The organism is Streptosporangium roseum DSM 43021, from assembly GCF_000024865.1.
GTDB classification, from domain to species: Bacteria; Actinomycetota; Actinomycetes; order Streptosporangiales; family Streptosporangiaceae; genus Streptosporangium; species Streptosporangium roseum.
This window is the reverse complement of record NC_013595.1, coordinates 7,150,698-7,176,059: the sequence shown is the minus strand read 5'-3', so window position 1 is coordinate 7,176,059 and position 25,362 is coordinate 7,150,698. Positions and strand designations below refer to the sequence as shown.

General features: G+C 71.4%; 27 protein-coding genes. 20 read left to right on the top strand and 7 right to left on the bottom strand.

The window, feature by feature from the left end:
- Positions 1 to 68: 68 nt before the first annotated feature.
- The 4 genes from SROS_RS31595 to SROS_RS31575 all read left to right on the top strand — a co-directional run bounded on the left by SROS_RS31595 (position 69) and on the right by SROS_RS31575 (position 3,944).
- Positions 69 to 977: a carbamate kinase gene (locus SROS_RS31595; protein WP_245564348.1), complete on the top strand. Its 909-nt coding sequence runs from the start codon at positions 69 to 71 to the stop codon at positions 975 to 977.
- A 27-nt stretch (positions 978 to 1,004) separates the two neighbouring features.
- A complete protein-coding gene (gene bar, locus SROS_RS31590; protein ID WP_012892988.1) occupies positions 1,005 to 2,096 on the top strand; it encodes a barbiturase in 1,092 nt (363 codons plus the stop codon).
- Positions 2,097 to 2,454: 358 nt separating this feature from the next.
- On the top strand, positions 2,455 to 3,009 hold the full coding sequence (locus tag SROS_RS31580; protein ID WP_012892986.1) for an SseB family protein: 555 nt from the start codon (positions 2,455 to 2,457) through the stop codon (positions 3,007 to 3,009).
- A gap of 170 nt (positions 3,010 to 3,179) precedes the next feature.
- Positions 3,180 to 3,944: a prepilin peptidase gene (locus tag SROS_RS31575; protein ID WP_012892985.1), complete on the top strand. Its 765-nt coding sequence runs from the start codon at positions 3,180 to 3,182 to the stop codon at positions 3,942 to 3,944.
- Between the two features lie 112 nt (positions 3,945 to 4,056).
- Here the strand turns inward: SROS_RS31575 and SROS_RS31570 are convergent, their stop codons facing one another.
- Positions 4,057 to 5,235 (bottom strand): FAD-dependent monooxygenase, encoded by a 1,179-nt coding sequence (locus tag SROS_RS31570; protein WP_012892984.1) that lies wholly within the window; start codon positions 5,233 to 5,235, stop codon positions 4,057 to 4,059.
- Between the two features lie 66 nt (positions 5,236 to 5,301).
- Here SROS_RS31570 and SROS_RS31565 point away from each other — a divergent pair, with 66 nt between their 5' ends.
- From SROS_RS31565 to SROS_RS31540, 6 genes are all read left to right on the top strand, one after another.
- Positions 5,302 to 5,751, top strand: coding sequence for a MarR family winged helix-turn-helix transcriptional regulator (locus SROS_RS31565; RefSeq protein WP_012892983.1), 450 nt, complete (start codon positions 5,302 to 5,304; stop codon positions 5,749 to 5,751).
- A gap of 58 nt (positions 5,752 to 5,809) precedes the next feature.
- The gene (gene aroC, locus SROS_RS31560) at positions 5,810 to 6,988 is read left to right on the top strand and encodes a chorismate synthase (protein WP_012892982.1); all 1,179 of its coding nucleotides are present in this window, start codon (positions 5,810 to 5,812) and stop codon (positions 6,986 to 6,988) included.
- A 64-nt stretch (positions 6,989 to 7,052) separates the two neighbouring features.
- Positions 7,053 to 7,556, top strand: a complete 504-nt coding sequence (locus tag SROS_RS31555) for a shikimate kinase (protein ID WP_012892981.1) — start codon at positions 7,053 to 7,055, stop codon at positions 7,554 to 7,556.
- The gene (gene aroB, locus SROS_RS31550) at positions 7,553 to 8,629 is read left to right on the top strand and encodes a 3-dehydroquinate synthase (protein ID WP_012892980.1); all 1,077 of its coding nucleotides are present in this window, start codon (positions 7,553 to 7,555) and stop codon (positions 8,627 to 8,629) included. Before SROS_RS31555 ends, aroB begins: the two co-directional genes overlap by 4 nt.
- Positions 8,626 to 9,060: a type II 3-dehydroquinate dehydratase gene (gene aroQ, locus SROS_RS31545; RefSeq protein ID WP_012892979.1), complete on the top strand. Its 435-nt coding sequence runs from the start codon at positions 8,626 to 8,628 to the stop codon at positions 9,058 to 9,060. Before aroB ends, aroQ begins: the two co-directional genes overlap by 4 nt.
- Complete coding sequence (locus SROS_RS31540; protein WP_012892978.1) at positions 9,057 to 9,845, top strand: SGNH/GDSL hydrolase family protein; 789 nt, start codon at positions 9,057 to 9,059, stop codon at positions 9,843 to 9,845. The genes aroQ and SROS_RS31540 overlap by 4 nt, the downstream gene beginning before the upstream one ends.
- A 149-nt stretch (positions 9,846 to 9,994) precedes the next feature.
- On the opposite strand, the gene SROS_RS31535 is transcribed toward SROS_RS31540, so the two are convergent.
- Positions 9,995 to 12,019: an ATP-dependent DNA helicase gene (locus SROS_RS31535; protein ID WP_012892977.1), complete on the bottom strand. Its 2,025-nt coding sequence runs from the start codon at positions 12,017 to 12,019 to the stop codon at positions 9,995 to 9,997.
- Between the two features lie 265 nt (positions 12,020 to 12,284).
- On the opposite strand from SROS_RS31535, the gene SROS_RS31530 reads away from it, so the two are divergent.
- Positions 12,285 to 13,565 carry a hypothetical protein gene (locus SROS_RS31530; protein ID WP_148269262.1) on the top strand — a complete coding sequence of 427 codons (1,281 nt, stop codon included), beginning with the start codon at positions 12,285 to 12,287 and terminating at the stop codon, positions 13,563 to 13,565.
- Between the two features lie 204 nt (positions 13,566 to 13,769).
- On the top strand, positions 13,770 to 15,353 hold the full coding sequence (locus SROS_RS31525; RefSeq protein WP_012892975.1) for a Na+/H+ antiporter: 1,584 nt from the start codon (positions 13,770 to 13,772) through the stop codon (positions 15,351 to 15,353).
- Here SROS_RS31525 and SROS_RS31520 read toward each other — a convergent pair.
- Entirely contained in the window at positions 15,350 to 15,607 is a 258-nt protein-coding gene (locus tag SROS_RS31520; RefSeq protein WP_012892974.1) for a ubiquitin carboxyl-terminal hydrolase 14, read from the bottom strand. The two genes, SROS_RS31525 and SROS_RS31520, sit on opposite strands and share 4 nt — an antisense overlap.
- A 238-nt stretch (positions 15,608 to 15,845) precedes the next feature.
- Here SROS_RS31520 and SROS_RS31515 point away from each other — a divergent pair, with 238 nt between their 5' ends.
- From SROS_RS31515 to SROS_RS31500, 4 genes are all read left to right on the top strand, one after another.
- Positions 15,846 to 16,247 (top strand): hypothetical protein, encoded by a 402-nt coding sequence (locus tag SROS_RS31515; protein WP_012892973.1) that lies wholly within the window; start codon positions 15,846 to 15,848, stop codon positions 16,245 to 16,247.
- A gap of 92 nt (positions 16,248 to 16,339) precedes the next feature.
- Positions 16,340 to 16,681: a YidH family protein gene (locus SROS_RS31510; protein WP_012892972.1), complete on the top strand. Its 342-nt coding sequence runs from the start codon at positions 16,340 to 16,342 to the stop codon at positions 16,679 to 16,681.
- Positions 16,678 to 17,001 carry a DUF202 domain-containing protein gene (locus SROS_RS31505; RefSeq protein ID WP_012892971.1) on the top strand — a complete coding sequence of 108 codons (324 nt, stop codon included), beginning with the start codon at positions 16,678 to 16,680 and terminating at the stop codon, positions 16,999 to 17,001. Before SROS_RS31510 ends, SROS_RS31505 begins: the two co-directional genes overlap by 4 nt.
- A 167-nt stretch (positions 17,002 to 17,168) precedes the next feature.
- Positions 17,169 to 17,894: a hypothetical protein gene (locus tag SROS_RS31500; protein WP_012892970.1), complete on the top strand. Its 726-nt coding sequence runs from the start codon at positions 17,169 to 17,171 to the stop codon at positions 17,892 to 17,894.
- 98 nt (positions 17,895 to 17,992) lie between these two features.
- Here SROS_RS31500 and SROS_RS31495 read toward each other — a convergent pair whose 3' ends face one another.
- Positions 17,993 to 19,108: a ferritin-like domain-containing protein gene (locus tag SROS_RS31495; RefSeq protein WP_012892969.1), complete on the bottom strand. Its 1,116-nt coding sequence runs from the start codon at positions 19,106 to 19,108 to the stop codon at positions 17,993 to 17,995.
- Positions 19,109 to 19,195: 87 nt separating this feature from the next.
- On the opposite strand from SROS_RS31495, the gene SROS_RS31490 reads away from it, so the two are divergent.
- Positions 19,196 to 19,828 (top strand): TetR/AcrR family transcriptional regulator C-terminal domain-containing protein, encoded by a 633-nt coding sequence (locus SROS_RS31490; RefSeq protein ID WP_012892968.1) that lies wholly within the window; start codon positions 19,196 to 19,198, stop codon positions 19,826 to 19,828.
- Positions 19,829 to 19,891: 63 nt separating this feature from the next.
- Here the strand turns inward: SROS_RS31490 and SROS_RS54230 are convergent, their stop codons facing one another.
- The gene (locus tag SROS_RS54230) at positions 19,892 to 20,386 is read right to left on the bottom strand and encodes an aggregation-promoting factor C-terminal-like domain-containing protein (protein WP_012892967.1); all 495 of its coding nucleotides are present in this window, start codon (positions 20,384 to 20,386) and stop codon (positions 19,892 to 19,894) included.
- 327 nt (positions 20,387 to 20,713) lie between these two features.
- Positions 20,714 to 21,106 carry an aggregation-promoting factor C-terminal-like domain-containing protein gene (locus tag SROS_RS31480; RefSeq protein ID WP_043653315.1) on the bottom strand — a complete coding sequence of 131 codons (393 nt, stop codon included), beginning with the start codon at positions 21,104 to 21,106 and terminating at the stop codon, positions 20,714 to 20,716.
- A gap of 221 nt (positions 21,107 to 21,327) precedes the next feature.
- On the opposite strand from SROS_RS31480, the gene SROS_RS31475 reads away from it, so the two are divergent.
- Positions 21,328 to 21,813 carry a glutathione peroxidase gene (locus tag SROS_RS31475; protein WP_012892966.1) on the top strand — a complete coding sequence of 162 codons (486 nt, stop codon included), beginning with the start codon at positions 21,328 to 21,330 and terminating at the stop codon, positions 21,811 to 21,813.
- On the opposite strand, the gene SROS_RS31470 is transcribed toward SROS_RS31475, so the two are convergent.
- Positions 21,785 to 22,783 carry a LacI family DNA-binding transcriptional regulator gene (locus tag SROS_RS31470; RefSeq protein ID WP_012892965.1) on the bottom strand — a complete coding sequence of 333 codons (999 nt, stop codon included), beginning with the start codon at positions 22,781 to 22,783 and terminating at the stop codon, positions 21,785 to 21,787. The two genes, SROS_RS31475 and SROS_RS31470, sit on opposite strands and share 29 nt — an antisense overlap.
- Before the next feature lie 177 nt (positions 22,784 to 22,960).
- Here SROS_RS31470 and SROS_RS31465 point away from each other — a divergent pair, with 177 nt between their 5' ends.
- Positions 22,961 to 24,181, top strand: coding sequence for an ABC transporter ATP-binding protein (locus SROS_RS31465; protein ID WP_012892964.1), 1,221 nt, complete (start codon positions 22,961 to 22,963; stop codon positions 24,179 to 24,181).
- Positions 24,182 to 24,502: 321 nt separating this feature from the next.
- On the top strand, positions 24,503 to 25,273 hold the full coding sequence (locus tag SROS_RS51325; RefSeq protein WP_012892963.1) for a hypothetical protein: 771 nt from the start codon (positions 24,503 to 24,505) through the stop codon (positions 25,271 to 25,273).
- Positions 25,274 to 25,362: the final 89 nt, after the last annotated feature.

The following is a 25,362-nucleotide window of genomic DNA, read 5'->3' as shown; positions in this document are numbered from 1 at the left end:
AAGAACGGCTCCGCCTTGGGCAGAGAGTGCCCATGAGCCGGATCAGGCAGGCCGTTAGCGTCGCTCGTGTGGGTGAACGAGTACTGATCGCACTCGGCGGCAACGCGATGACGGCTCCCGACGGAAGCGCCTCGCCGGACGACCAGCGCGGAGCGGTCGAGGAAGCGATGCGCCACGTCACCGCCCTGATCGCGGCCGGCCACCAGGTGACCCTCACCCACGGCAACGGTCCCCAGGTCGGCAACCTGATCCTGAAGAACCAGATCGCGGCCGGCGTCGTGCCCCCCGTGCCGCTCGACTGGTGCGGCGCGCAGACCCAGGCCACGATCGGCACGCTGGTCCTCAACGCCCTGGACGGCCGCGCCGCGGTCGTGGTGACCCGGACGCTCGTCGACCCCGCCGACCCTGCCTTCCGCGACCCGGTCAAGCCCATCGGCCGCTACTTCCCCGAGGAGGACGCCCGGCGCTTCGAAGGGCTCGGCCAGACCTGGCGCCGCTACGACCGGGGCTGGCGCCGGGTGGTGGCCTCACCGGAACCGCTGGAGATCCTCGACGCCCCCGCGGTGGCCGCGCTGGTGGCCGCCGGATTCACCGTCGTCGCGGCGGGCGGCGGGGGAGTGCCCGTGGCCCGCGACGCCGCCGGGCGGCTCACCGGGGTCGAGGCCGTGATCGACAAGGATCTGGCCGCCGCGATGCTGGCCCGCGCCGTGCGGGCCACGGTCCTGGTGATCGCCACCGACGTGCCCCGGGCAGTCGTGGGATTCGGTACGGCCCACGCCCGGCCCATCGGCTCCGTCACCGCGGCCGAGCTGCGCGTGTTGCACGCGGCCGGGCACTTCGCGGGAGGGAGCATGGGACCGAAGGTCGAGGCCGCGCTCCGCTTCGTCGAGCAGGGCGGCGACCAGGCGGTGATCACCTCCCTTGAGGACATCGGGGCGGCGGTCGCCGGGCAGGCCGGCACCGTGGTGCGAAAGTGAAAACGACCCGATTGGAAGGTGGCAGGCATGCCGGAACCGATTGAAGTGCGCAAGGTGGCCATCGAGAGCGTGACCGACGCCTCCGGGCTGACCAGGCTCATCGACGACGGGGTGATCGAGGCCCACCGGGTGCTCGCGGTGATCGGCAAGACCGAGGGCAACGGCGGGGTCAACGACTACACCCGCATCCTGGCCGACCGCGCCTTCCGTGAGGTGCTCGCCGCCAAGGGACACCCGTCCCCCGAGAGCGTCCCGCTGGTGTGGTCCGGCGGCACCGACGGCGTGCTGAGCCCGCACGCGACGATCTTCGCCACCACCGCGGACGCCGAGCCGGGCGACGAGCCGCGCGTCAGCGTCGGCATCGCGATGAGCGACGTCATCCTCCCCGAGGACATCGGGCGCCCCGCCATGGTGGAGAAGGTCGCCGCCGGCGTGCGCGAGGCCATGAAGATCGCCGGGATCGACGATCCCGCCGACGTCCACTACGTCCAGACCAAGACGCCCCTGCTGACCCTGGCCACCATCAACGACGCCAAGTCCCGGGGCAAGGACGTGGTGATCGAGGACACCGGCCCGTCGATGGACATCTCCAACTCCACCACCGCGCTCGGCGTCGCGGTCGCGCTCGGCGAGATCGAGATGCCCACGGCCGACCAGATCCACCGTGACCTGTCGCTGTACTCCTCCGTCGCGTCCTGCTCCTCCGGTGTCGAGCTGGACCGCGCGCAGATCGTGGTCGTCGGCAACGTGCGCGGCATCGGCGGCCGCTACCGGATCGGCCACTCGGTCATGAAGGACGCGCTGGACGCCGACGGGATCTGGGAGGCGATCCGCTCCAGCGGCATCGACCTGCCCGACCGGCCCCACCCGTCCGACCTGGGCGGCAGGCTGGTCAACGTCTTCATGAAGTGCGAGGCCGACCCGTCGGGCAGCGTCCGGGGCCGCCGCAACATCATGCTCGACGACTCCGACGTGCACTGGCACCGCCAGATCAAGGCCACCGTCGGCGGCGTCGCTGCCAGCGTCACCGGCGACCCGGCCGTCTTCGTCTCGGTCGCCGCGGTCCACCAGGGCCCCAGCGGCGGCGGCCCGGTCGCCGCCATCGCCGACCTCGGCTGATCCGTCCCGGGCGGTACGGTCCTGCCTCCGCGCGGGCCGTACCGTGTCCGGACGGGTCAGCCCCAGAGCGCGTAGACGATCCCGAGGGCCACGGCGAAGAACAGGACCTCGACCGCGACACGTGCCGCCCGGGACTCCCCTGTCCGCCGACCGCCCTCGACCGTCTCCAGCATGACCGCTCCCTTCCGTCCGAATTCCCCGACGAGAGGATCGTCGCCCGTCCCCGGACCCGTCCGCATGGGGCTGGTGTCCCGGTTTCCCCGGGACTCCCGGCCCCGGCGTTCCCGCCTCCCCGCCGCCCGGGACTCCCGGCCCCGGAATCCCGCCTCCCCGCCGGTCGCGGGTAGGCTCCGGATCCGTGCCGAGCATTCCCCAGCCCCTGGTCCCCGACGACGACGGCAGCGCCGACGCCTCCGTGTCGTCCGCGCTCACGGCCTTCTCCGCCGGTACGGCCGACGCCGGGGCGGTGATAGCCGCGCTGGGCGGAGCCCGGCTGCTCGTCCCGGTGGTGGCCCTGCTGACGGAGTCGGAGGTCGGGGAGCACGGCCTGCGGCAGGAGAAGGAGAGCGAGATGGCCCTGCCGAAGCTCATCGGCAACGACGGGCGCGAGGCGGTGCTCGCCTTCACCGGGGTCGAGTCGCTGCGGCTCTGGCGCCCCGACGCCCGGCCCATCCAGGCCACCACCCTCCAGGTCTGCCAGGCGGCGGTGCACGAGAACGCGGCCGCGGTGGTGGTCGACGTGGCGGGTCCGGTGCCCTTCGTGATCGAGGGGGGCGTCCTGCGGGCGTTCGCCGCGGTCGAGTCGGGCACCGTCGACCAGCTCGGACCCGAGGTCACCGTGGCGCGGATGGAGGAGCCGGCGCCGTCCCCCCGGCGGCGGCGGTTCGGCTGGCCGTTCCGCGGACGGGACTGACCGTCTTCCCCGGGATCCGGGGGACGGCCTGGGGCCTCCGGATCCCGGGACCGGCAGGGAGCTTTCGGGGACGCCGGGAGCGGGGCCGGATATGGTCGGCCCGTGGAGGAGCGCGGCGAGCGAGCGGGTGGCGGCGGCGGTCCGTGGGCGGTGCCGGCCGGGGAGGCCCCGTGATTCTTCTGCCGGCCCTGGCGGCGCTCACCGGCCTGGCGGCCGGGCGCTGGACGCGGGGCCTGGTGGTCCGGCACTCGGTGGCCGAGGGCGAGCCGCTCCGGAGGGACTGCCCGCACTGCGGCGCCCCGCTGTCCGGCGCGCGCTGCCCCGGATGTTCCGGGCGGATCGGACCGCCGCCGCTGGCGGTGGAGCTCGTCACCGCGCTGGCCCTGGCCCTCCTCGCTCTGCGCGCCGTGTGGACGGCCCGGTCGGGCGCCGCCCCGGCGGGGCAGTCACCCGGGCCGCTGCCGGAGGTCGTGGCGGCGGGCGAACTGGCCGCCTACGGATGGCTGGCGGTGGTCGCCGTCGCGCTGGTCTTCGTCGACGCCGCCGTCCACCGGCTGCCCGACCGGCTCACTCTTGCCGCCTACCTCGGCACCGCCGCCCTGCTCGCGGTGACGGCCCTGTACGGAGGCCGGTTCGCCGACCTGCTCGGAGCCGGGCTGGGCGGGCTCGCGCTGGCGGCCTTCTACCTGGTGCTGTTCCTGGTCAACCCGGCGGGCATGGGGCTGGGCGACGTCAAACTCGCGGCGGGCCTCGGCACCGCGCTCGGCTGGCTGGGCTGGGACACGCTGGTCGCCGGGGCCTTCCTGGGCTTCCTCGCGGGCGGCCTCTACGGAGTCGCGTTGATGATCCTGCGCCGCGCCGGCCGCAAGAGCGAGATCCCCTTCGGCCCCTTCATGGTCGTGGGGGCCTTCGCGGCCATCCTCACCGGCCTCTGACCACCGGCCTCTGACCACCGGCCTCTGACCACCGGCCTCTGACCACCGGCCTCTGACCACCGGTCGCCGACCGGCCGCCGCCGGTCGCGGGGAAGATCCGGCCGGATCCCGCTCACGCCGCGCTGGCCTCCCAGTCGATGTGGTGGGTGTACATCCAGGCGTGCGACCTCTCGCCGGCGAAGACCTTGAGCGCGACCGGCATCATCAGGTCCCGGAACACCCGTGCCACCGGGCCGGCGGTCTTGCCGGTGCCGAGCTTGCGGGAGTAGGCGACGATCTTCTCCGTGCGCTCGCGGCGCCGGCTCTCGTAGGCGGCGAAGGCGCTCGCCGGATCGGGCAGGTCGCGCAGGCACTGGGCGAGCACCACGGCGTCCTCGCAGGCCATGGAGGCGCCCTGGCCCGCGCTGGGCGAGGTGGCGTGGACGGCGTCGCCGATCAGCGCGACCGGGCCGCGGTGCCAGACCGCGCTGGTCGGGATGTCGTGGACCAGGTGGGCGCCGATCGGGCCGGCGCCGCCCGCGATGATCTGGTTGATCAGCGGCAGGTCGTCGGCGAACAGCTCGGTCAGCCGCCGCTTCCAGTCCTCGGCCGCCAGCGACTCGCGGGTCGGCTCGGTCGCGCTGTGGATGTTGGCGAACCAGTAGATCTCGCCCGACTCCCGGACCAGGTAACCGAAGAACGCCTTCCTGCCGAACACGAAGTGCTGGGTGCCGGTCGTCGGGGCCAGGCCGGGCACCCGGCTGTACCCGCCGACGCCGACCAGGCCGGTGAAGCTCGGCTCGGGGGAGGCGGGATCGAGGATCCGCCGGGTCCGGGAGTGGATGCCGTCGGCGCCGATCAGGATGTCCCCGGCGGCGGTGGAGCCGTCGGAGAACTCGGCGACGACACCGTCCGCGACGGTCCTGTAGGACTCCAGGCGCTTGCCGTACTCGTAACGGATCCCCCGGGAGACGGCCTCCTCGCGCAGCACCTTCTGCAGCAGCCCGCGCTTGACGCACACGCTGACCGTGCCGTCGGGCAGCCGCACCCCGTTGGCCACCTCGCCCAGCCGCTTGCCGCTCCCGCTCCACATGACCATGCGCGGCATGGGGAAGCCGTCGGCGCGGCCGGCGACGTCGACGCCGATCGCCCGCAGCGCGTCCAGCCCGTTGGAGGCGGTGTTGAGAAACAGGCCGGTGTAGTCGGAGGGGGTCTCGTAGGCCTCGTAGACCACCGACTCGATCCCCGCCTGCCGCAGCGCCATGGCCATGGTCGGCCCGCCGACGCCACCACCGATGATCAATGCCTTCATCTGTTAGTCTCCCGTTGCGCGAATTATTTAGTTCGGCCTAACGAAATATAAGAAGGGACCTTCGCCTTGTCAAGAGAGCGACTGCTGGCGGCCCTGGTCGAGGCGGGCCGGGAGCACAGCAACACCGCCGTGATGTTCCACGCCGCGGTCAGCGCGCGGATGGGCCTGGGCATGACCGAGGAGAAGACGCTCGACCTGTTGCAGCGGCTGGGCCCGCTCGCCGCGGGGGAGATCGCCGAGCACTCCGGCCTGGCCCCGGCCTCGGTGAGCGGGCTGATCGACCGGCTGGAGCGCAAAGGTTTCGTCCGGCGGATACGCGACACCGAGGACCGGCGCCGGGTCATCGTGGAGATCAGGTACGACAGCATCGCCGGGTTCGGAGTGCTGTTCGAGGACCTGGTCCGCGGTCTGGAGGGGCTGTACGCCACCTACACCGACGAGCAGCTCGAACTCATCCTTGATTTCCTGCGCAGATCCGCCGAGGTCCAGCGCGCGGCCACCGCCGGACTCGGCTGACGTCTCACCTGATGAGCTGAGGCCATTTCAGTGGGCGGCACATGGAAGACTTGTCACCATGTTGCGCTGGTTGACTGCTGGAGAGTCCCACGGCCCTGAGCTCGTCGCGATCCTGGAAGGCCTGCCCGCCGGGGTGGGAGTGACCACGGCCGATATCGATGGAGCGCTGGCGAGGCGTCGCCTGGGCTACGGCCGCGGCGCCCGGATGAAGTTCGAGCAGGACGTGGTGAACGTCGTGGGCGGCGTGCGGCACGGCCGCACGCTCGGCAGCCCCGTCGCCATTCGCGTGGGCAACACCGAGTGGCCCAAATGGGAGACCGTCATGGCCGCCGACCCGGTGGACCCGGCGCTGCTGGAGGGCCAGGCCCGCAACGCGCCGCGTTCGCGCCCGCGCCCCGGCCACGCCGACCTCGCCGGCATGCAGAAGTACGGCTTCGACGACGCCCGCCCGGTGCTCGACCGGGCCAGCGCCCGCGAGACCGCCGCCCGCGTGGCCCTCGGCCAGGTCGCCAAGAACTTCCTCAAGCAGGCGCTCGGCGTCGACATCGTCAGCCACGTCGTCTCGATCGGCGCGGCGCAGGCCACGCAGGGCATCGTCCCGGGCCCCGGCGACATGGAGGCGGTCGACGCCGACCCGGTGCGCTGCGTCGACCCGGCCGGCAGCGCCGCGATGGTCGCCGAGATCGACAAGGCCCACAAGGAGGGCGACACCCTCGGCGGCGTCGTCGAGGTGCTCGCCTACGGCCTGCCGCCGGGCCTGGGCAGCTACACCCACTGGGACCGCCGCCTCGACTCCCGCCTCGCCGCCGCCCTGATGGGCATCCAGGCGATCAAGGGCGTCGCCGTCGGCGACGGCTTCGAGACCGCGCGCCGTCCCGGCTCCCGGGCCCACGACGAGATCGAGAACACCGCCGACGGCGTGCGCCGCATCACCAACCGGGCCGGCGGCGTCGAGGGCGGGATGACCAACGGCGAGCCGCTGCGCGTCAGCGCGGCGATGAAGCCGATCTCCACCGTGCCCCGGGCGCTGGCCACGATCGACGTGCTGACCGGCGAGGCCGCCAAGGCCCACCACGAGCGCTCCGACGTGTGCGCGGTCCCGGCCGCGGCGATAGTCGCCGAGGCGATGGTCGCGCTGATCCTCGCCGACGCCGCGATCGAGAAGTTCGGCGGCGACTCCGTCGAGGAGGTCGCCCGCAACCTGGCCGGCTACCTCTCGTCGATGGTGATCAAGTGAGCGGGAAGCCCGGCGGGCCGGAGGGATCCGGCCCCCGGACCGGCGAGCAGCCAGAGGAGGCGCAGTGAGTCCCCGCGTAGTTCTGATCGGTCCTCCCGGATCGGGCAAGTCGACCGTCGGCCGGCTGCTGGCCGACCGCCTGGGGGCCGCCTTCCGCGACACCGACACCGACGTGGAGGTCGTGGCGGGCAAGCCGGTGGGCGACATCTTCGTCGAGGACGGCGAGGAGCGCTTCCGCGAGCTGGAGGCGGCGGCCGTACGGCTGGCGCTGGCCGAGCACGACGGCGTGCTCTCCCTCGGCGGCGGCGCGGTCCTGGCCGAGGCCACGCGGGAGCTGCTGGCCGGCCACCCGGTGGTCTACCTCGAGGTGGGCCTGTCGCAGGCCGTGCAGCGGGTGGGCCTGGCCTCGGCGCGGCCGTTGCTCGTGCTGAACCCGCGCAGCCAGCTCAAGAAGCTGATGGACGCCCGCCGCCCGATCTACGAGGGGCTGGCCGCGGTCGTCGTGGCGACCGACGAGCGCAAGCCCGACGAGGTCGTCGACGAGATCGTGAAGGGGCTGCTGCCGTGACGGTCTCCAGGATCAAGGTCCACGGCGACGCCCCCTACGACGTGGTGATCGGCACCGGCGTGCTCGGCGAGCTCCCCGGCCTGCTCGGCTCCGGGGTCCGCACCGTCGCCGTGATCCACCCGGCGAGCCTTCCGGAGATCGCGCGGCCGGTCTGCGGCGCGATCGAGGCCGCGGGATACGAGGTCGTCCCGCTGCCGGTGCCCGACGCCGAACGGGCCAAGACGGTCGAGGTGGCCGCCCAGCTCTGGTCGGCCTTCGGCCGCTACGGCATCACCCGCTCCGACGCCGTGGTCGGCGTCGGCGGGGGGGCCACCACCGACCTGGCCGGGTTCGCCGCCGCCACCTGGCTGCGCGGCGTCAAGGTCGTGCAGGTGCCGACCACCCTGCTGGGCATGGTCGACGCCGCGGTCGGCGGCAAGACCGGGATCAACACCCCCGAGGGCAAGAACCTGGTCGGTTCCTTCCACCCTCCGGCCGGGGTCCTGTGCGACCTGGCCACCCTGGTCTCGGTGCCCCGCGACGACTACGTCGGCGGTCTCGCGGAGATCATCAAGGGCGGCTTCATCGCCGACCCGGCGATCCTGGCGCTCATCGAGGACGACCCCGCCGGCGCCCGGCTCCCCGAGGGGCGGCACACCCGCGAGCTGATCGAGCGGAAGATCCAGATCAAGGCCGACGTCGTCGGCGCCGACCTGCGCGAGGGCGGCCTGCGGGAGATCCTCAACTACGGGCACACCCTGGCCCACGCCATCGAGCGGGTCGAGGAGTACCGGATGCGCCACGGCGAGGCCGTGGCCATCGGCATGGTCTACGCCGCGGAGCTGTCCCGCCTGGACGGCCGGATCGGCGCCGACGTCGTGGACCGGACCCGGTCCATCCTGACCTCGGTCGGGCTGCCCGTCTCCTACCGCCGCGACGCCTGGCCCGAGCTCCGCGACCACATGCGCCTGGACAAGAAGAGCCGCGGCGCGAAGCTGCGCTTCGTGGTCCTGGACGATCTGGCGAAGGTGTCCCCGCTGGAGGACCCGCCCGAGGCCCTGCTCGAAGCGGCCTACGAGGAGGTCGCCCGGTGAGACCCGTCTACGTGCTCAACGGCCCCAACCTGTCGCGGCTCGGCACCAGGGAGCCCGACGTCTACGGCGCGGAGGACTTCTCCGACCTGGCCGCGCTCTGCCGGGAGACCGGCCGGGAGCTGGGCCTGTCGGTGGACGTCCGGCAGACCGACGACGAGGCCGAGATGGTGGCCTGGCTGCACGAGGCGGCCGACGGCCGGGTGCCGGTGGTCCTGAATCCGGCGGCGTTCACCCACTACTCCTACGCGCTGCGCGACGCCATCGCCCAGCGCACCGCGCCCCTGGTCGAGGTGCACATCACCAACCCGGCCACCCGGGAGGAGTTCCGGCACACCTCCGTGGTCGCCGCCGTGGCCACCGGCACCATCGCCGGCTTCGGCCTGAGGTCCTACGTGCTCGCCCTGCACGCCATCGCCGAGAGCGCCCAGTGAGCGGCTACCGTTCCTTCGTCGCCCTCGGCGACAGCTTCACCGAAGGCCTGAACGACCCCGCGGTGGACGGGCCCGGCGCGGGCCCGGCGTGGGCCGGACGCTACCGGGGCTGGGCCGACCGGGTCGCCGAGCGGCTGGCCGCGCTCGACCCGGAGTTCCGCTACGCCAACCTCGCCGTGCGCGGCAAGCTCATCGACCAGATCGTCGAGCACCAGGTGCCGCGCGCGATCGGGATGCGACCCGACCTGGTCAGCTTCTGCGCCGGGGGCAACGACCTGCTCCGGCCGGGCAGCGACCCCGACCGGATGGCCAAGAAGCTGGCGGGGGCCGTACGCGATCTGCGGGCCACCGGCGCCGAGGTGCTGCTGTTCACCGGCGTGGACCCGCGCGACACCCCGATCATGCGCCGCGCCCGCGGCACGTTCGCGATCTTCTACATGCACGTCAGGTCGATCTCCGAGCTGTACGGCTGCCGCCTGGTGGACCAGTGGTCGATGCAGGGCCTGCGCGACTGGCGCGCCTGGAGCGACGACCGCCTGCACATGAACGAGGAGGGTCACCGGCTGGTGGCCGCCAAGGTCTGCGAGGTGCTCGGGATCGACTGCGACGACGACTGGCGCAAGGCCTGGCCGCCCCGTGACCGGGTGGATCCCGGCGTCAAGCGCCGCGAGGACGTGCAGTGGGTGCGCCGGCACCTCGGCCCCTGGGTGATCCGCCGCCTGCGCGGCCGCTCCTCCGGTGACGCCCTCGACCCCAAGCGCCCGGAGCTGGGCGTCTTCCCCTGAACCGGTGGGCGGGAGCGGAACGGAGCCGGTCGGCGGGAGCGAAGGGCGACGGCCGGGCGGTTCTGCCCGTCGCCCCCGACCGGGCGAGCCCGGGGTGGCGACGGCCGGACGGTCCGATCCGCCGCCCCCTCGGCCGGTGAGCCCGGGGCCTACGACGCGGCCAGGCGCCTGAGGGCCTCGCGGACCTTCGCCGGGTCGTTGGTGGGCCAGAAGGGCGGCAGCGAGTCGCGCAGGAAACCCGCGTAGCGCGCCGTGGCCAGGCGGGGATCCAGGACCGCGACCACTCCCTTGTCGTGCTGGCTGCGCAGCAGGCGGCCCGCGCCCTGGGCGAGCAGCAGGGCCGCGTGGGTGGCGGCGACCGACATGAAGCCGTTGCCGCCCTTGGCCGCGACGTGGCGCTGGCGGGCGGAGCTCAGCGGGTCGTCCGGGCGGGGGAAGGGGATGCGGTCGATGATGACCAGGCGCAGGGAGGGCCCCGGCACGTCCACGCCCTGCCAGAGGGACAGGGTGCCGAACAGGCATGTCGGCTCGTCCTCGGAGAACTGCTTGACCAGCAGCATCGTGGAGTCGTCGCCCTGGCAGAGCAGCGGCACGCTCAGCCGGTCCCGCAGGGCCTCGGTGGCGGCCTTGGCGGCCCGCATCGAGGAGAACAGGCCGAGGGTCCGGCCGCCGGCGGCCTCGATAAGCTCGGTTATCTCCTCCAGGTAGGCCTCGGGCAGGCCGTCACGGCCCGGCTGGGGCAGGTGCTTGGCGACGTAGAGGATGCCGCTGCGCGGGTGGTCGAAGGGGGAGCCGACGTCCAGGCCGGTCCACCCGGACCGCTCCTTGGCCCCTTCCTTGGCGCCCAGCCCCCACTGGCGGGCCAGCCCGTCGAACGCGCCGCCCAGCGCCAGCGTGGCGGAGGTCAGGATCACCGTGCGGTCGCCGAAGAGCTTGTCGCGGAGCATGCCGGCCACGGTCAGCGGGGCCACCCGCAGCAGGGGCGGGCGGCGCTCGGTGCCCGTCTCCAGCCAGACCACCTCGGCCCGGTCCACCTCCTCGGCGTGGCCGAACGCGTCCAGCATCCGCTGGGCGGTGTCGTGGACCTCGTCCAGGGCGGTGAAGGCGGCCTTGCGCAGCCCCGCGCCCTCGGGGTCGTCCTTGTCGGAGCTCATCCGGGGTCCGAGGGCGGTGATGCACCCCCACGCCGAGTCGCGGACCAGGGCCAGTGTCAGCCCGAGCACCTCGGGGAGCTCGTCGAGGCGGCCGGCGGGCGCGACGGCGAGCAGGGCCTTCAGATCCTCCCCGGCCTCCACGAGCCGGTCGCCGAGGTGCGGCTCGATCAGCTTGCCGACCCGGCGCGCGGCCAGGGCGACCATGGTCTCCGACAGCTCGCCGGTCACCACCGAGGTGACCCGGTCGACCAGCTCGTGGGCCTCGTCCACCACGACCACCTCGTGCTCGGGCAGGAGGGGGAAGTCCTCCATCGCGTCGATCGCGAGCAGCGCGTGGTTGGTGACGACGACGTCCGACTCACCGGCACGGGCGCGGGCCAGCTCGGCGAAGCACTCCATCCCGCTCGGGCAGCGGGTGGCGCCCAGGCACTCCCTGGCGCTCACCGAGAACTGCCGCCAGGCCTGCTCGTTGACGCCGGGGACGAGCTCGTCGCGGTCGCCGGTCTCGGTCTCCTGGGCCCATTCCTGGATGCGCTGGACCATCCGCCCGGTCAGGCTCACCTCGCGCGGGTCGAAGAGCTGGTCCTGCTCGTCGTCGGGCCATCCCGCGCTGGCCTTGTAGCGGCACAGGTAGTTGCGGCGGCCCTTGAGGATCGCGTATGTGGGCTCGTGCGGGAGCTGCGGGGCGAGCGCCTCGGAGAGCCGGGGCAGGTCGCGGTCGACGAGCTGGCGCTGGAGCGCGATGGTGGCGGTGGAGACGACCACGGCGCCCTTGGAGGTCATCGCGTGGCGGATCGAGGGGATCAGATAGGCCAGGGACTTGCCGGTGCCGGTGCCGGCCTGGACGGCCAGGTGGTCACCCGACTGGATCGAGTGCTGCACCGCCTGCACCATCTTGATCTGCCCGGGGCGCTCCACCCCGCCTACGGCCTCGACGGCGGTGCTCAGCAATTCCTCCACCGGCGGCAGATCCGCCTTCGGGGAGACGTCTTCGGTGGGGGCGATGGAGTCGGTCGGCACGACAGCCAACCGTACCCGTTCCGTCCGACGATCGCGGCTGGCTCCGGGGAGTCACAGGCCGGGCGCATCCCGGAATTCCGGGACCCGGAGCTCGGCGCGCGTGGCAAACTGGCTGGATCATCCGGCTCACCGGCCTCCCCACGATCAAAGAAGATCGCCCGTTTTGGTGTCATAGTGACGGAAGGTGGGGACGGAAAGACCGGTTCGGTAGAGTTTCCCGGGGTCGAGTGGACGAATAAAGGCTGGTTAAAGCACTATGTCTTCCATGTCGGAAGTTGTCCCGTTGCCGTCGTTCGGCGAAGTGTTCTTTGACGAGCGTGGCCAGGAGCGGGTTCTCCGGGTCACCTGGCACGAAGGCACGCTGGTGCTGAGCTTGTGGCGCGGCGAGATGTGCAGTGCCAGTTTCCGGATGCCCATGCAGGACGTGGGCCGTCTGGTGGACACCCTTGACGAGGGCTTCGTCGAGGCCGGGGGCCAGTATCCCGACGAGGTGGGCGAGCAGCAGCCCGCACCCGCGGGCGACTACCAGGAGCACGGGGAGTTCCCCGGCACCGGGCAGTACGCCCGGCCGCGCCCCGAGGACTACGCCCAGCCGCAGTACGCCGACCCGGCCACCCAGATCTCCCCTCCGCCGGACGAGCCGCGCCAGGTCGCGGCCCTCGGCCCCAACGACGTGCTCGTCGCGCGGGGCGCGGTGCCGCCGTTGGACCGGTCCCAGGACCGTGCGGCCGCCGGATACGGTCCCGCCGACGGGTACGGCCCGGCCGACGGGTACGGTCCGGCCGACGTGGTGCCGCGGGAGAACATGATCGTGGGCGACTCCCTGCCCTACGGGCAGCCGCAGCCGGTCGAGCCGCTCGGGGCCGGTCCCGCCGAGCCGCTCTACCAGATACCCGGTGACCTCTACGGCACCCAGCAGCCGGACCCCTACGGCGTGTCCGCCCCGCAGCCCGACCCGTACGGCGTATCCCCGCAGGCCCAGCAGCCCGACCCGTACGGCGTGCCCGCCCAGCAGCCGGTGGACCCGTTCGCCGCCCCGGCGGCCCGGCAGCAGCCGGTGGATCCCTTCACACCGCACGTCGAGCAGTTCCCGGCCTCCGCCCACCAGTCGCACGCCGATCCCTACGCGGCCCAGGGGCAGCAGCACTCCACCGACCCCTTCGGCTTCGCGGCCCAGCAGCAGCAGTCGGCCTACGGCGCGCAGCCCGACGGCTACGGCTACCCCGCCCCGGCCCAGCCCGACCCCTACGCGTTCGGGGCCCAGCAGCCCGCCCCGCACCATCCCCAGCAGGCCGGTCATCCGGCGGACCTGCGCGACCTGTACGGCTCGCCGCCCACCTACCAGCAGGACGTGGACCCGTCCGACCCGCTGGGACTGCGCGGCCAGCAGGCCGAGCAGCGGATGCCGCGCCCATACGTCCAGGACCCGCCGCACTCCACCGGTGAGCGGCTCCGTCCCGAGCAGCACTACGACGACCAGCGCTATGACGACCAGCGCTACGACGACCGCCGCCGCGAGGATCGGGACGAGCGCCGCGACTGGTGATCGGCGCCGCAGGGGTGCCGGGCGGGTCCGCGTGCCGGCGCCGCGCCCCTCGGCGTGTCCGCACCGGTGATCGGCCTGCCCGGGGGCCGTGGGCCGGCAGGGCGGGACCGGTGCCGCGACCGTCCGCGGTGAAAGGCCGAGGCGGTGCACGCGCCGCCGGGAGAGGTCCCGTACGCTGATCGCCCATAGCGATGTGGGAGTGGGATGAGCCAAGCGTCGGTGCTACAGATACTGGTCGTGCCGGTCATCGCGATCGCGGTGGCGGCGGTGGCCAGGCGCAGGGGCTGGTCCGTCCCCCTCCTGCTGGTGCTGGCGGGGCTGGCGCTGTCGCCGCTGGTGCCGGAGTACGAACTGGACCCCGAGCTGGTCCTGCTGGTGTTCCTGCCGCCGCTGCTCTACTCCGCCGCGATCGAAAGCTCCTACCTCAGGCTCAAGGCGGTCCGCAGGCCGGTCGCGCTGCTCTCGGTCGGACTGGTGCTGTTCACCACCCTGGTCGTCGGCTGGGTCACCCACCTGCTCCTGCCCACGCTGCCGCTGGCCGCCGCGTTCGCGCTGGGCGCGATCGTGGCGCCGCCCGACGCGGTCGCTGCGGTCGCGGTGGCCCGCAGGCTCGGGCTGCCCCGCAAGGTGGTCACCATCCTGGTGGGGGAGAGCCTGTTCAACGACGCCACCGCGCTCACCGCGTACCGGGTGGCCATCGCCGCCGCGATGGGAGCGGGGATCACCTGGCTGGACGCGACCGCGAGGTTCCTGTCCGCGGCGGTGGGCGGCGTCGTGCTCGGAGTCGTGCTCGCCTGGGTCCTGGCCCGGGGACTGGTGTTCCTGCGGGACTCGCTCGTCGAGAACACCGTCATGCTGCTCATCCCGTTCGTGGTCTACCTCGCGGCCGAGAGCGTGCACGTCTCCGGGGTGATCGCGGTGGTGATCGTCGGCCTCTACATCGGCCACCGCCTGCCCACCGCGGCCTTCGGCACCCGGATCCTGTCCGACGCCGTCTGGCGGGTCCTGGGTTTCTTCCTGGAGTCGGTCGTGTTCGTGCTGATCGGCCTGCAGCTCTGGCCGATCATGAAGGCGTTGCGGGGAGCGGACCCGTGGCACCTCGCCGGGATGGCGCTGGCGGTCTTCGCCGCCACGGTGCTCGCCAGGGTCATCTGGGTCGTGCCCGGCATCTACCTGCCCAGGATCCTGTCCAGGAAGGTCCGCCGGCGCGAGCCGCACGCGCCGTCCTGGCAGAACGTGGTCATCGTGAGCTGGGCGGGCATGCGCGGGGTGGTCTCCCTGGCCGCCGCCTTCGCCCTCCCGCAGGACTTCCCCGGCCGCGACACGCTGCTCTTCCTCACCTTCGTGGTGGTGATCGGCACCCTGCTGATCCAGGGGATGTCGTTCCCGGCGATCATCCGGAGGCTGAAGATCTCCAACGAGCAGGAGATCTTCGCCGACAACCTCGCCGAGGCCGCCGCCCAGCAGGCCGCGGCCGCCGCCGGGCTGGCCCGGCTGGAGGAGCTGGTGGCCGAGGGGGCCACCGACGTCCACGAGGACGTGGTCGACCAGCTCAGGTCACGGTCCGAACGCCGGGCGCTCAGCGCGTGGGAGCGGCTCGGCGGCGGCACCGGCCCCGAGGGCGAGGAGACGCCGAGCAGCGTCTACCGGCGGCTGCGCCGGGAGATGCTGGCGGCCGAGCGCGAGGTGCTCGTCCGGCTCCGTGACGAGGGGCGCATCGACGACGAGGTGCTCCGCAGGGTCATGCAGGAGCTCGACTTCGAGGAGGCCACCCTTGAGCGCGTCTAGCCGATGATGTTGTCGATGTAGCACCACCGCCAGTCCTCACCCGGTTCGAAGGAGGCCACGACCGGGTGGTCGGTCTCCTTGTAGTGGGCGGTCGCGTGCTTGCCGGGTGAGGAGTCACAGCAGCCGATGTGCCCGCACGACAGGCACCTGCGCAGGTGGACCCAGCGCATGCCGGTGCTGAGGCATTCCTCGCACCCCTGGGGCGTGCGAGGGGGCGGGTCCTGGACCAGAGCGAGATGCTCGCAGGTATGCATGTTCCCCCTTATGTGGGTATCTCATGGCGGTCGTTCGGCCGGAGCCATGTTCCGATGAGCCCGTCCGCGGGCGGGATCGTCCATGACGACGCCGCCGCCGGGAGGTGCCGTCCGGTCCGGCCCGCGGCGGCTCCCGGTCCGGGCGGAACGGGTACGACCACCTTACTCCGGGCCTTCACGGCCCGCCGGACGTGCACGACGGCGCCTGCGGTACCGGCCCGTTGGGTAGGGTCGGGGCATGCGACCCCTTCCGCGACGGATCCCCGTCCTCGCCGCCTCCGTGTTGGCCGCTGCACTCATCACCACCGGATGCTCCGAGCTTCAGCAGGTGAGCGAGGGAGTGGACAAGGCCCAGCAGTGCCTGCAGGCCGCCGCCATCGTCACCGACACCGTCCAGAAGATCACTCCTCTGATCGAGGACCCCGCCGCGATGGAGAAGGCGCTGAACGACGGGGCAGCCAAGCTCGGCGACCTGGCCGACAAGGCGGCCAACACCACCCTCAAGGAGGCCGCCGACGGCGTCGCCAAGGACCTGGAGGGTCTGAACGTCACCGACGCCAACAGCGCCGTCGACGCGGGGCAGAAGGTCGCGACCGACTCGGTCAAGTGGGTCGAGCAGCTCACCTCCGCCTGCGGCTGAGGCTTTTTCCGCAGCTCACCGCCACCTCCGTCCGGGGCTCCGGCCAATCCCGGGTTCTCTAGGGGGAATGTCGCTGAAATAGCGTCGTTCCCATGAACAGCCCCGGCAACGAACCGGATCCCCGGTTCACGCTCGCGAACGAACGCACCTTTCTGACCTGGCTGAGCACGTCGCTCGCGCTGAGCGCGGGCGGCGTCGCCATGGCCGCTGTCTCCGAAGACGTGTTCGTGCCCTGGATGCGGACCGTGCTGGCCCTCACCCTGGTGTGCCTGGCGGCCCTGTCGGCCGCGATGGCCTATCCCCGCTGGCGCCGGGTCCAGCGCGCCCTGCGCAGCGCCACCCCGCTCCCGCCTCCCGCCATCGCCCCCCTGCTGGGGTACGGCGTGGCGACCGTGGCCGTGCTCGCCATGATCCTCATCCTGCTGGGCCGATGAGCCCCCTGTGGGACGAGGGTCTGCAGAACGAGCGGACCCGGCTGGCCTGGGTCCGCACGGCCGCCCTGCTCGCGGTCAGCGGTCTGGGCGCCGCGGGCATCGGGCTGCGCGTCGGCACGCCCCCGATCACCGTCGTCCTCTTCGCCCTGGCCGCCCTGTGCGGCGCGGTCCTGCTGGCCCGCACCGGCATCCGCTACCAGCGCGTGCAACACGCCCTGCACGCGGGCAGCCCCCTCGACGAACGGGCCGATGCCGTCGTCGCCTGGCTCGGCACCCTCGCCGCCGCCGCCGGAGCCGTCGCGTTCGTGCTCCTCCGGTAGGCCCGCGCCGGCCGCCGGAGCCGGATCCGCCGGGGCCGGATCCTCAGACGGGGCGGGTGAGGCCGGTGTGGAAAGTTATCCGGTTGCGCACACGTATCCGGCCGGAGGGCTGCCCGAGAACAGGTAACTCCTCCGAATTCGATAAAAATGCGGCAGGATAGCGCAGCATGTCACGTTTCGATGATCTGCCCGGCTACGCGGCGTCGATCGCTCCGCTGATCGACGCCGTTCATCTCGGCGTCCATGTCGCGAGCCGGCCCCTCGGCCGGGAGCTCGTCGAGCGGTCCGGGCTCCACGCGGATCTGCTGATCGATCTTCGCTACGTGCTTCCGGCCAGGCCGCTCACCCCCGAGGGGCTGGCCGCCCTCTACCGCTACAACCCCTTCGACGACGCCGACACCGAGGTCCAGATCGCCCAGGGCACCCTCCTCCCCGGAGAGGGAGGCCTGCTGCGCGCGACGGACGGCGCGCTCGCCTTCATCGCGGAACTGTACGAGGTGCACGCGGTGGTGACCGGCCGGATGTGGGCGGCCCACGCCGACCGGCTGCCCGAGCTCGCGGACTTCGCCGGGCGGCTGCTCGCGGCCGGTGCCGGCAGCGGCGGTACGGCCTTCAGGCAGGCCTCGCCGCCCCACGAGCCGGAGGGGACCCCCGCGGGCGTGCTGCTGTTCAACCGGCTGGCCGCGCTGCGCTACCACCGGGCCGACGCCCACGCCGCCGCCTGGCGGGCGGCCGGCCTCACCGCCGCCCAGATCGTCACCCTGACCTCGGGGCCCGTCCGCGGCCGGATCGAGGCCGAGACCAACCGCCGCGCGGCCCTGCCGTACGAGACCCTGAGCACGCGGGAGCGGCAGGCCCTCCTGGTGGGGCTGAGCGTCCTCGACCAGTCCTGAGAACACGCCGGAGCGCCTCCGAGCCCCCGCCGGTCCTGCCGTCACCCGCCCGCCGGACCGGTGATCCCCGGCCGGTCCGGCGGGTGGGTGACCGCGGGTCAGGACTCGGCGCCCATGGCCACGGTCTCGGCGACCTCGGCGTGGCGCTCGGCCTCCTCCAGGGCGAAGCGCTCGGCGTCGAGCCTGTCGGCGATCTCCTCGTCCTGCCTCATCAGCGCGTCCAGGCTCTGGCCGGCCATGTCCAGGACGCCCATGTCGGCGTAGGCCTGCTGGAGGCGGGGGCTCCACAGGCCGATGTCCTTGACGCACGGCACGATGCGGCTGAACAGCAGGGAGCGGAACAGCTTGAGGTACTCGGACCGGTCGACGCACTCCATGGCCTCGGCGACCTCGGACCTGTTGAGGCCGATGGTCTCCCACGTCTCCCGGCCGCGCAGCCGGTCGCGCATCAGGTAGCAGCCCTCGATGACGAAGTCCTCGCGCTCGCGCAGCTCGGTCTCGGTGAGCTGGCTGTAGTAGTCGCGCAGCGCCATCCGGCCGAAGGCCACGTGCCGGGCCTCGTCCTGCATGACGTAGGCGAGGATCTGCTTGGGCAGCGGCTTGGTGGTGATGTCGCGCATCACGCCGAAGGCGGCCAGGGCCAGGCCCTCGATGAGCACCTGCATGCCGAGGTAGGGCATGTCCCAGCGGGAGTCGCTCAGCGTGTTGTCCAGCAGGGCCTTGAGGTGCTCGTTGATGGGGTAGGCGAGGCCGACCTTCTCCTGAAGGAAGCGGGCGTAGGTCTCGGCGTGCCGGGCCTCGTCCATGGTCTGGGTGGCGGCGTAGAACTTGGAGTCGAGGTCGGGGACCGACTCCACGATGCGGGCCGAGCAGATCATCGCGCCCTGCTCGCCGTGGAGGAACTGGGAGAACTGCCAGGCGGCGCCGTGCAGGCGGACCTCCTGCCGCTGCCTGGCGTCCATCCGGTCCCACAGGGGCGTGCCGTGGATGGCGATGGTGTTGTCCGGGATGCCGAGCACGTTGTACGGATCGACCTCAAGGCCCCAGTCGATGCGTTTGACGGAGTCCCACTGCTTGTCCTTGCCCTTCTGGTACAGGGCGAGCATGCGGTCTCTGCCGTCGTCGTATTCCCATGTGAAGCGGGCGGCTCCGGCCGCCTCGACATCCCACGTGGAGAGCTCGGCCGGGATCGTGTAGAGATCGTGAGTCGACATGCGGCCTCCAGAGACGTACACCGTACGTACACCAGCGAGAGTCGCACGTACGGTGTACGTACGTCAAGATGAGGAGACAATGGCGATATGCCCGCAGAGCCACTGTCCCGTCCGCGCATCGTCGCCGCGGCCATCGACCTGATCGAGCGCGAGGGCGCCGACGCGGTGTCCATGCGCAGGATCGCGGCCGATCTGGGGGTGGGCGTGATGTCGCTCTACAACCACGTGCCCAACAAGTCCGCGCTGCTCGACGGGGTGGCCGAGACCGTGCTCTCGCAGATCGAGTTCGCCGACGATCCGGACGCCGACTGGACCGACCGCGTCCGGATGCAGGCGCTCGCCTTCCGGCAGATCGCCCACCACTATCCCCGCTGCACGATGGTGGTGGTCAGCCGCCAGCTCCAGTCGACCGCCGGGCTGCTGCCGGTGGAGCGGGCGCTCGCCACGCTGCGCAGCGCCGGGTTCGGCGGGCACGAGGCGGTCCGCATCCTGCGCGTGTTCATCGCCTACATCGTGGGTTCGCTGTTGCGGGAGGTCGGGGTCACCCCGACCTTCGCCCCGGTCCACCGCCCCGACATCGCCGTCGAGAACGTCGATCCCCTGCTGTTTCCGCAGGTGAGCGGGTTGGCTCCGATGTTGGTCGACTGCGACCACGAGTCGGAGTTCGAGTTCGGCCTGGAACTGCTCATCCAGGCGATAGCCGTGCAGCTGAAGAGATGACGTCCGGGACCCGCGAGCCCCGGACGTCTGAGGAGTGCTCCCTTCCCCTGAAGACTCCTCGGGTCAGTACCAGTTGCTGGACCGGAAATGACCCCATGCGCCGCACGGAGATCCGTATCGGCTCTTGATGTAGCGAAGGCCCCAGCTGATCTGGGTGGCCGGATTCGAGCGCCAGTCCCCGCCGCTGCCGCTCATCTTCGAGCCCGGCAGTGCCTGCGGGATGCCGTAGGCCCCTGAGGACGGGTTGTGCGCCTGGTGGTTCCAGTTGCTCTCCCTGGTCCAGAGACTGTCCAGGCAGCGGAACTGGCTGTGGGACCACAGCCGGCGGGAGACGAGGCGGAACGCGATCGCCTTGTTCCTGCTCCTGCTGGTCCTCGTGGTGAGTATGATCTTCGGCTGGGCCTGGGTGAACCAGATGCCCCGGTGGACCGTCGTCGCCGATCCCTTCCTGGCCGGTTCCGCGATCCCCTCGGCCCGCCCGATCTCGGCGGATCCGACCATGGTCGAAGCGGCGAGAGCGGTCACGACTGTATTCCGCAGAACGCGGTATCCGTTCATGTTGATCCTTGTCCGCTGGCCGCGTGCGGGAGGCGCGTGAGAGGGCCATGGCCCGCTCACGCGCCCGGTCATCCCGCACCCGTGGCTCGGACGCGGAGACGCCCGCGCGGTCTCGCCGGCCCGTTTCCGGCATGAGACACCGCGGCGTTTTCTCTAGGCGCTTTCTAGTACGCGGGACAAGCGCCGAAGGGTGGTTGCGACATGCCGCGGAAAGGTGTTTGCCCGATCTTCGTGGTCTACGGGTGGTTCGGCGGGTACCGACTTACCACAGGCCGGACGTCTATGCGGGGGGAGGAGGTGAAAATCACCCCGGCATGGGGTTTGAAACTAGTACCAGCCGCGTGAATGGAAATGCGCCCACGCTCCACACGGCGAACCGTAGCGCTTTTTGATGTAGGTCAGACCCCATTTGATCTGGGTTCTGGGGTTGGTGCGCCAGTCCCGGCCGGCGCTGGCCATCTTCCCGCCGGGCAGTGCCTGGGGGATGCCGTAGGCGCCGGAGTGGCGGTTGTGCGCTCGGTGGTTCCAGTTGCTCTCCCGGGTCCATAGCCGGCTGAGGCAGCCGAACTGGCTCTTGGTCCAGCCTCGTGCGGACACCATGGGCGCGGCGATGGCCTTGTTGCCCTGCCGTGCGGAGGAGGCCTGAGCGACCGTGGCGGTGGTGCTGACGGCGAGCGCCGAGGTGACCAGCAGCACGCTGGTACGGCGTAGCGTCGGCATAGGGGATCGCCTTTCGCTGGGATCGGGGGACGGCCGCCACGATGCCCCAGCGATTCTCGGCGGGCGAGTCGACAGTGCTTGTCGAGGTCTCTGTCAAAGATCGGTTAGAAAAAGATCAAGCGCCTGGTGAGGGGCTCGGCGTCTCGCCTGTGGCCTCCATCACATTTCACTCTTTGGACGGCATAACTCCCAAAAGTGACAAGGCGATTAGGCTGCAGATCATGAGCATCCGTGGTATCTCAGTGCGCACTCTTTCCGACGCCCCCACCACGCTGGCCGAGCTGGCCGGCGACAGGGCGGTCCTGATCGTGAACGTGGCTTCCAAATGCGGCCTCACCCCGCAGTACACGGGCCTCGTCGAGCTTCACCGCGCCTACGCCGACAGGGGCCTCACCGTGGTCGGCGTGCCCTGCAACCAGTTCATGGGCCAGGAGCCGGGCAGCGCGGAGGAGATCCAGGAGTTCTGCTCCACCACCTACGGGGTGGACTTCCCGCTGCTCGCCAAGACGGACGTCAACGGGGAGGACCGGCACCCGCTCTACGCCTCGCTCACCCAGGCTCCCGACGCCGACGGGCAGGCCGGCGACGTCCAGTGGAACTTCGAGAAGTTCCTGGTCTCGCGTGAGGGGGAGGTGCTGGCCCGCTTCCGCCCGGCCGTCGAGCCCGGGGACCCCGCCCTCATCGCGGCGATCGAGAAATCCCTCTAGGGGCGCAGCTGCCCCTGACCATCAGCTCGGTGGGCAGCAGCACGCTGCGCGGACGCCGTGGTCCGGCACGCAGCACCAGCTCGGCCGCGCGGTAGCCGATGTCCTGCGCGGGCTGGGCGATCACGGTCAGCGGCGGGGAGCACAGCTCGGCCCAGGGCACGTCATCGAACATGATCAGTGACAGGTCCCTGGGCACCCGCAGATCCAGCTCCCTGGCGGCGAGCACGGCCGCCTCGCCCAGCAGGTTGCCCCCGGCCAGCACGGCGGTCAGGTCGGGCCGACGCTGGAAGAGCCCGGCGGCGACCGCGTAGGCGGAGTCCCGGCTGCCCCGCGCGGAGACGATGAGATCCTCGTCCACCAGGGCGCCCAGGGCCTGACGGAAGACGGACAGGCGCTGCTCCTGCCCCGGGCCGCCGAGATAGGCGATCCGCCGGTGGCCCAGCCCGGTCAGGTAGTCGACGGCGGTGCGCACGCCCGCGCGGTCGTCGGCCAGGACCGCGGGCACGTCGTCGCGCCCGGCCGCCAGCCGGTGCGCGAACACCGTGGTGAGCCCGGCGCGCAGGGTCGGCGCCCAGGTCTCCCCGTCCCCGGAGGGGACCGCGATCACCCGGTCCACGCCCTGCTCCAGCAGCATGCCGATCAGCTCGGCCTCGCGCTCCGCGTCGTCGCCGGTCGCGCCCAGGATCACCGGCTCGCCCGCCGAGCGCGCGCAGGCGAGCACGCCGTCGGCCAGGCGGCCGTAGAAGGTGTCGGTGATGTCGGGCAGCAGCAGCCCGATCCCGCCCGAGCGCTGCTGGCGCAGGTTGCGGCCGAGCGCGCTGGGCCGGTAGTCGAGCTGGGCCGCGACGTTCAGCACCCGCTCCCTGGTCTCGGGGCTCGCCGAGCCGCCGGACAGAACCCGCGACACCGTGGCGACCCCGACCCCCGCCGCCTCGGCGACATCCTTGATGGTCGTACGACGCATGTTCATGGAAACGATTCCATCATATTTTCCGTAGTCGATCCAGTGCGAAGAGATAGCAGCGGCACCGCTGACAAGGAAGAACCAGATCTGCTCTTGACACGGATGTCCGTTTCCGGTGAGATGCATGAAAACGTATCCACATCGGGTGAACACGGGGTTGGCCCGAGGCGCTAAGGACTGTCCATGGCATCCATCGTTCTCAGCAAAGTCGACAAGATCTACGCAGGCGGTGTAAAAGCCGTAGACGGTCTCGACCTTGAGATCAGGGACGGCGAGTTCATGGTCCTGGTCGGCCCGTCCGGTTGTGGCAAGTCCACCGCCCTGCGCATGATCGCCGGCCTTGAGGACATCAGCGGCGGCGAGATCGCCATCGGTGACCGGGTGGTCAACCACCTGCCTCCGAAGGACCGTGACATCGCCATGGTCTTCCAGAACTACGCGCTCTACCCGCACATGACTGTCGAGGAGAACCTCGCCTTCGGTCTGAAGCTCCGCAAGATGCCCAAGGCCGAGATCTCCAAGCGGGTCAACGAGGCCGCCAAGATGCTCGGCCTGGAGCAGTACCTCAAGCGCAAGCCGGCCGCCCTCTCCGGTGGTCAGCGCCAGCGTGTCGCGATGGGCCGCGCCATCGTGCGTGAGCCGCAGGCCTTCCTCATGGACGAGCCGCTGTCCAACCTGGACGCCAAGCTCCGCGTCTCCATGCGCGCCTCCCTCAACACCCTGCACGAGCGTCTCGGCGTGACCACCGTCTACGTCACCCACGACCAGGTCGAGGCCATGACCCTCGGCGACCGCGTCTGCGTCCTGCGCGACGGCCTGCTCCAGCAGGTCGACACCCCGCAGAACCTCTTCGACAAGCCGGTCAACCTGTTCGTCGCGGGCTTCATGGGCTCCCCGTCGATGAACTTCGTCAACGCCGAGCTGGTGCGCGGCGACGGCGGCGCCGCCGTCTCCTTCGCCGGCTTCAAGCTGCCGGTGCCGAACGAGACCTTCACCGAGAAGCCCGGCCTCGACCAGTGGATCGGCAAGCAGATCATCCTGGGCATCCGCCCGTCCGACTTCGACGACTCCGTCGCCGCCAACGGCTCCGCCGGCGGCTGGACCCGCCTGCAGGTCCGCGCGGAGGTCACCGAGGAGCTCGGCTCCGAGATCAACGTCCTGTTCCTGATCGACGCCCCGCCGGTCCAGCACCAGGACACCGTCGCCGCGGCCGACGCCGGTGACGACGAGGAAGCGGCCCTCCCGCTGGTCGGCGACAAGTCGCTGTGGACCGCCCGCGTCAACTCCCGCAGCCACGTCCGCCCCGGCCAGAACATCGAGCTGGTCGTGGACACCCACAACCTGCACTTCTTCGACCCGGTCTCGGGTCTGGCGATCGGCCACCACGCCAACGCCCGCGTCTGACCAACCCCGTTAACCGGACCGGCCCGCGCCACGACCCCCTCCCGTGGCGCGGGCCTTTCCGCGTGTGCACCCTCGGTGCGGTTCGATAAGTGATGGCCTGTTTTTTCATTATTAATGGTATCTAACGTTGAAGATCCGCCCTAAATAGACAATTTAGCTCTAAATTCAGCGGTTTCTGATTTACGGCGATGATCGTTACCGTTTACTGAATTCATCAGCGTGTAGCCGTTCCGGGCGATGGGGTATCTGATGGATGCCTCCGCCACAGCGAGGTGCAAAGAGAATCCGGTCCCCCGGACTCGCGAACGACACGGGAATCAGATGAATTCGCACATCAGAAAATTCGCCTCCGGCCTTCGTGCGGGAAAGCGCGTCCTGAACATCGCCGCCGTCACGACATTGGCCGGAGCGGGTCTGGCGCTGTCATACCAGGCACCGGCCACCGCCATCACGGCGAAGCCGGCGGCCGTCCAGTCCTACGGGCATCTCACCGGAGCCGGGTTCCAGAGCTTCCTGCTCGGCGGCGGGCACTGCGGGCCCTACCGGTGGAACACCTGCGCTGACCGCTGCCACCATCACCACCACTGCTGCAACTGCCACGACGGCCGGCGGGGCCGGCGCGGCGCGCAGGGAGTCCAGGGTGTGCAAGGGGACCGCGGCCCGCAGGGAGTCCAGGGGCCGAAGGGGGACCAGGGCCCGAAGGGGGATCAGGGGGCCGAAGGGCCACGAGGTCCCGAGGGTCCGCAGGGTCCTGAGGGTCCGCAGGGGCCGCCGGGGAGCAGCGCCGGCATCGACACGGCGTTCCAGGGCAACAACAAGTTCATCGGCCGCCTGGTGGACGGGACGGCGCTGATCCGCGACCCGCGGACGACGCCTCCCTGGAACAACATCTCGACGCTGACCGGCTTCCCCAGCGGGGCGACCGACATCTCCCTGGCGGTCATGGGCAACGACCTTCACGTCACGGTGCTGGGGGCCAATGGCGTGGTCAGGCAGACGTCGTGCACGGTGGACCCCACTCCGGGAACCGGCAACAACCCGGCGTGGCCGGGCAACTGCACCGCCTTCGTGAACCTCACGCCGCCGCTCTGAGCTCCGGCGGCGAGCCGGTGAGCTGACACAGACGCGCCGTGCCCGGGATCTCCCGGGCACGGCGCAGTCGTCTCCGGCCGTTCTCCGGC

Coding starts and splice junctions, on each gene's coding strand:
- SROS_RS51325 (WP_012892963.1), top strand. CDS start 24,503: ATGAATTCGCACATCAGAAAATTCGCCTCCGGCCTTCGTGCGGGAAAG.
- aroC (WP_012892982.1), top strand. CDS start 5,810: ATGTTGCGCTGGTTGACTGCTGGAGAGTCCCACGGCCCTGAGCTCGTC.
- SROS_RS31570 (WP_012892984.1), bottom strand. CDS start 5,235: ATGAAGGCATTGATCATCGGTGGTGGCGTCGGCGGGCCGACCATGGCC.
- SROS_RS31505 (WP_012892971.1), top strand. CDS start 16,678: ATGAGCCCCCTGTGGGACGAGGGTCTGCAGAACGAGCGGACCCGGCTG.
- SROS_RS31495 (WP_012892969.1), bottom strand. CDS start 19,108: ATGTCGACTCACGATCTCTACACGATCCCGGCCGAGCTCTCCACGTGG.
- SROS_RS31480 (WP_043653315.1), bottom strand. CDS start 21,106: ATGCCGACGCTACGCCGTACCAGCGTGCTGCTGGTCACCTCGGCGCTC.
- SROS_RS31500 (WP_012892970.1), top strand. CDS start 17,169: ATGTCACGTTTCGATGATCTGCCCGGCTACGCGGCGTCGATCGCTCCG.
- bar (WP_012892988.1), top strand. CDS start 1,005: ATGCCGGAACCGATTGAAGTGCGCAAGGTGGCCATCGAGAGCGTGACC.
- SROS_RS31515 (WP_012892973.1), top strand. CDS start 15,846: ATGCGACCCCTTCCGCGACGGATCCCCGTCCTCGCCGCCTCCGTGTTG.
- SROS_RS31470 (WP_012892965.1), bottom strand. CDS start 22,783: ATGAACATGCGTCGTACGACCATCAAGGATGTCGCCGAGGCGGCGGGG.
- SROS_RS31475 (WP_012892966.1), top strand. CDS start 21,328: ATGAGCATCCGTGGTATCTCAGTGCGCACTCTTTCCGACGCCCCCACC.
- SROS_RS31465 (WP_012892964.1), top strand. CDS start 22,961: ATGGCATCCATCGTTCTCAGCAAAGTCGACAAGATCTACGCAGGCGGT.
- SROS_RS31530 (WP_148269262.1), top strand. CDS start 12,285: ATGTCGGAAGTTGTCCCGTTGCCGTCGTTCGGCGAAGTGTTCTTTGAC.
- SROS_RS54230 (WP_012892967.1), bottom strand. CDS start 20,386: ATGAACGGATACCGCGTTCTGCGGAATACAGTCGTGACCGCTCTCGCC.
- SROS_RS31490 (WP_012892968.1), top strand. CDS start 19,196: ATGCCCGCAGAGCCACTGTCCCGTCCGCGCATCGTCGCCGCGGCCATC.
- SROS_RS31525 (WP_012892975.1), top strand. CDS start 13,770: ATGAGCCAAGCGTCGGTGCTACAGATACTGGTCGTGCCGGTCATCGCG.
- SROS_RS31510 (WP_012892972.1), top strand. CDS start 16,340: ATGAACAGCCCCGGCAACGAACCGGATCCCCGGTTCACGCTCGCGAAC.
- SROS_RS31520 (WP_012892974.1), bottom strand. CDS start 15,607: ATGCATACCTGCGAGCATCTCGCTCTGGTCCAGGACCCGCCCCCTCGC.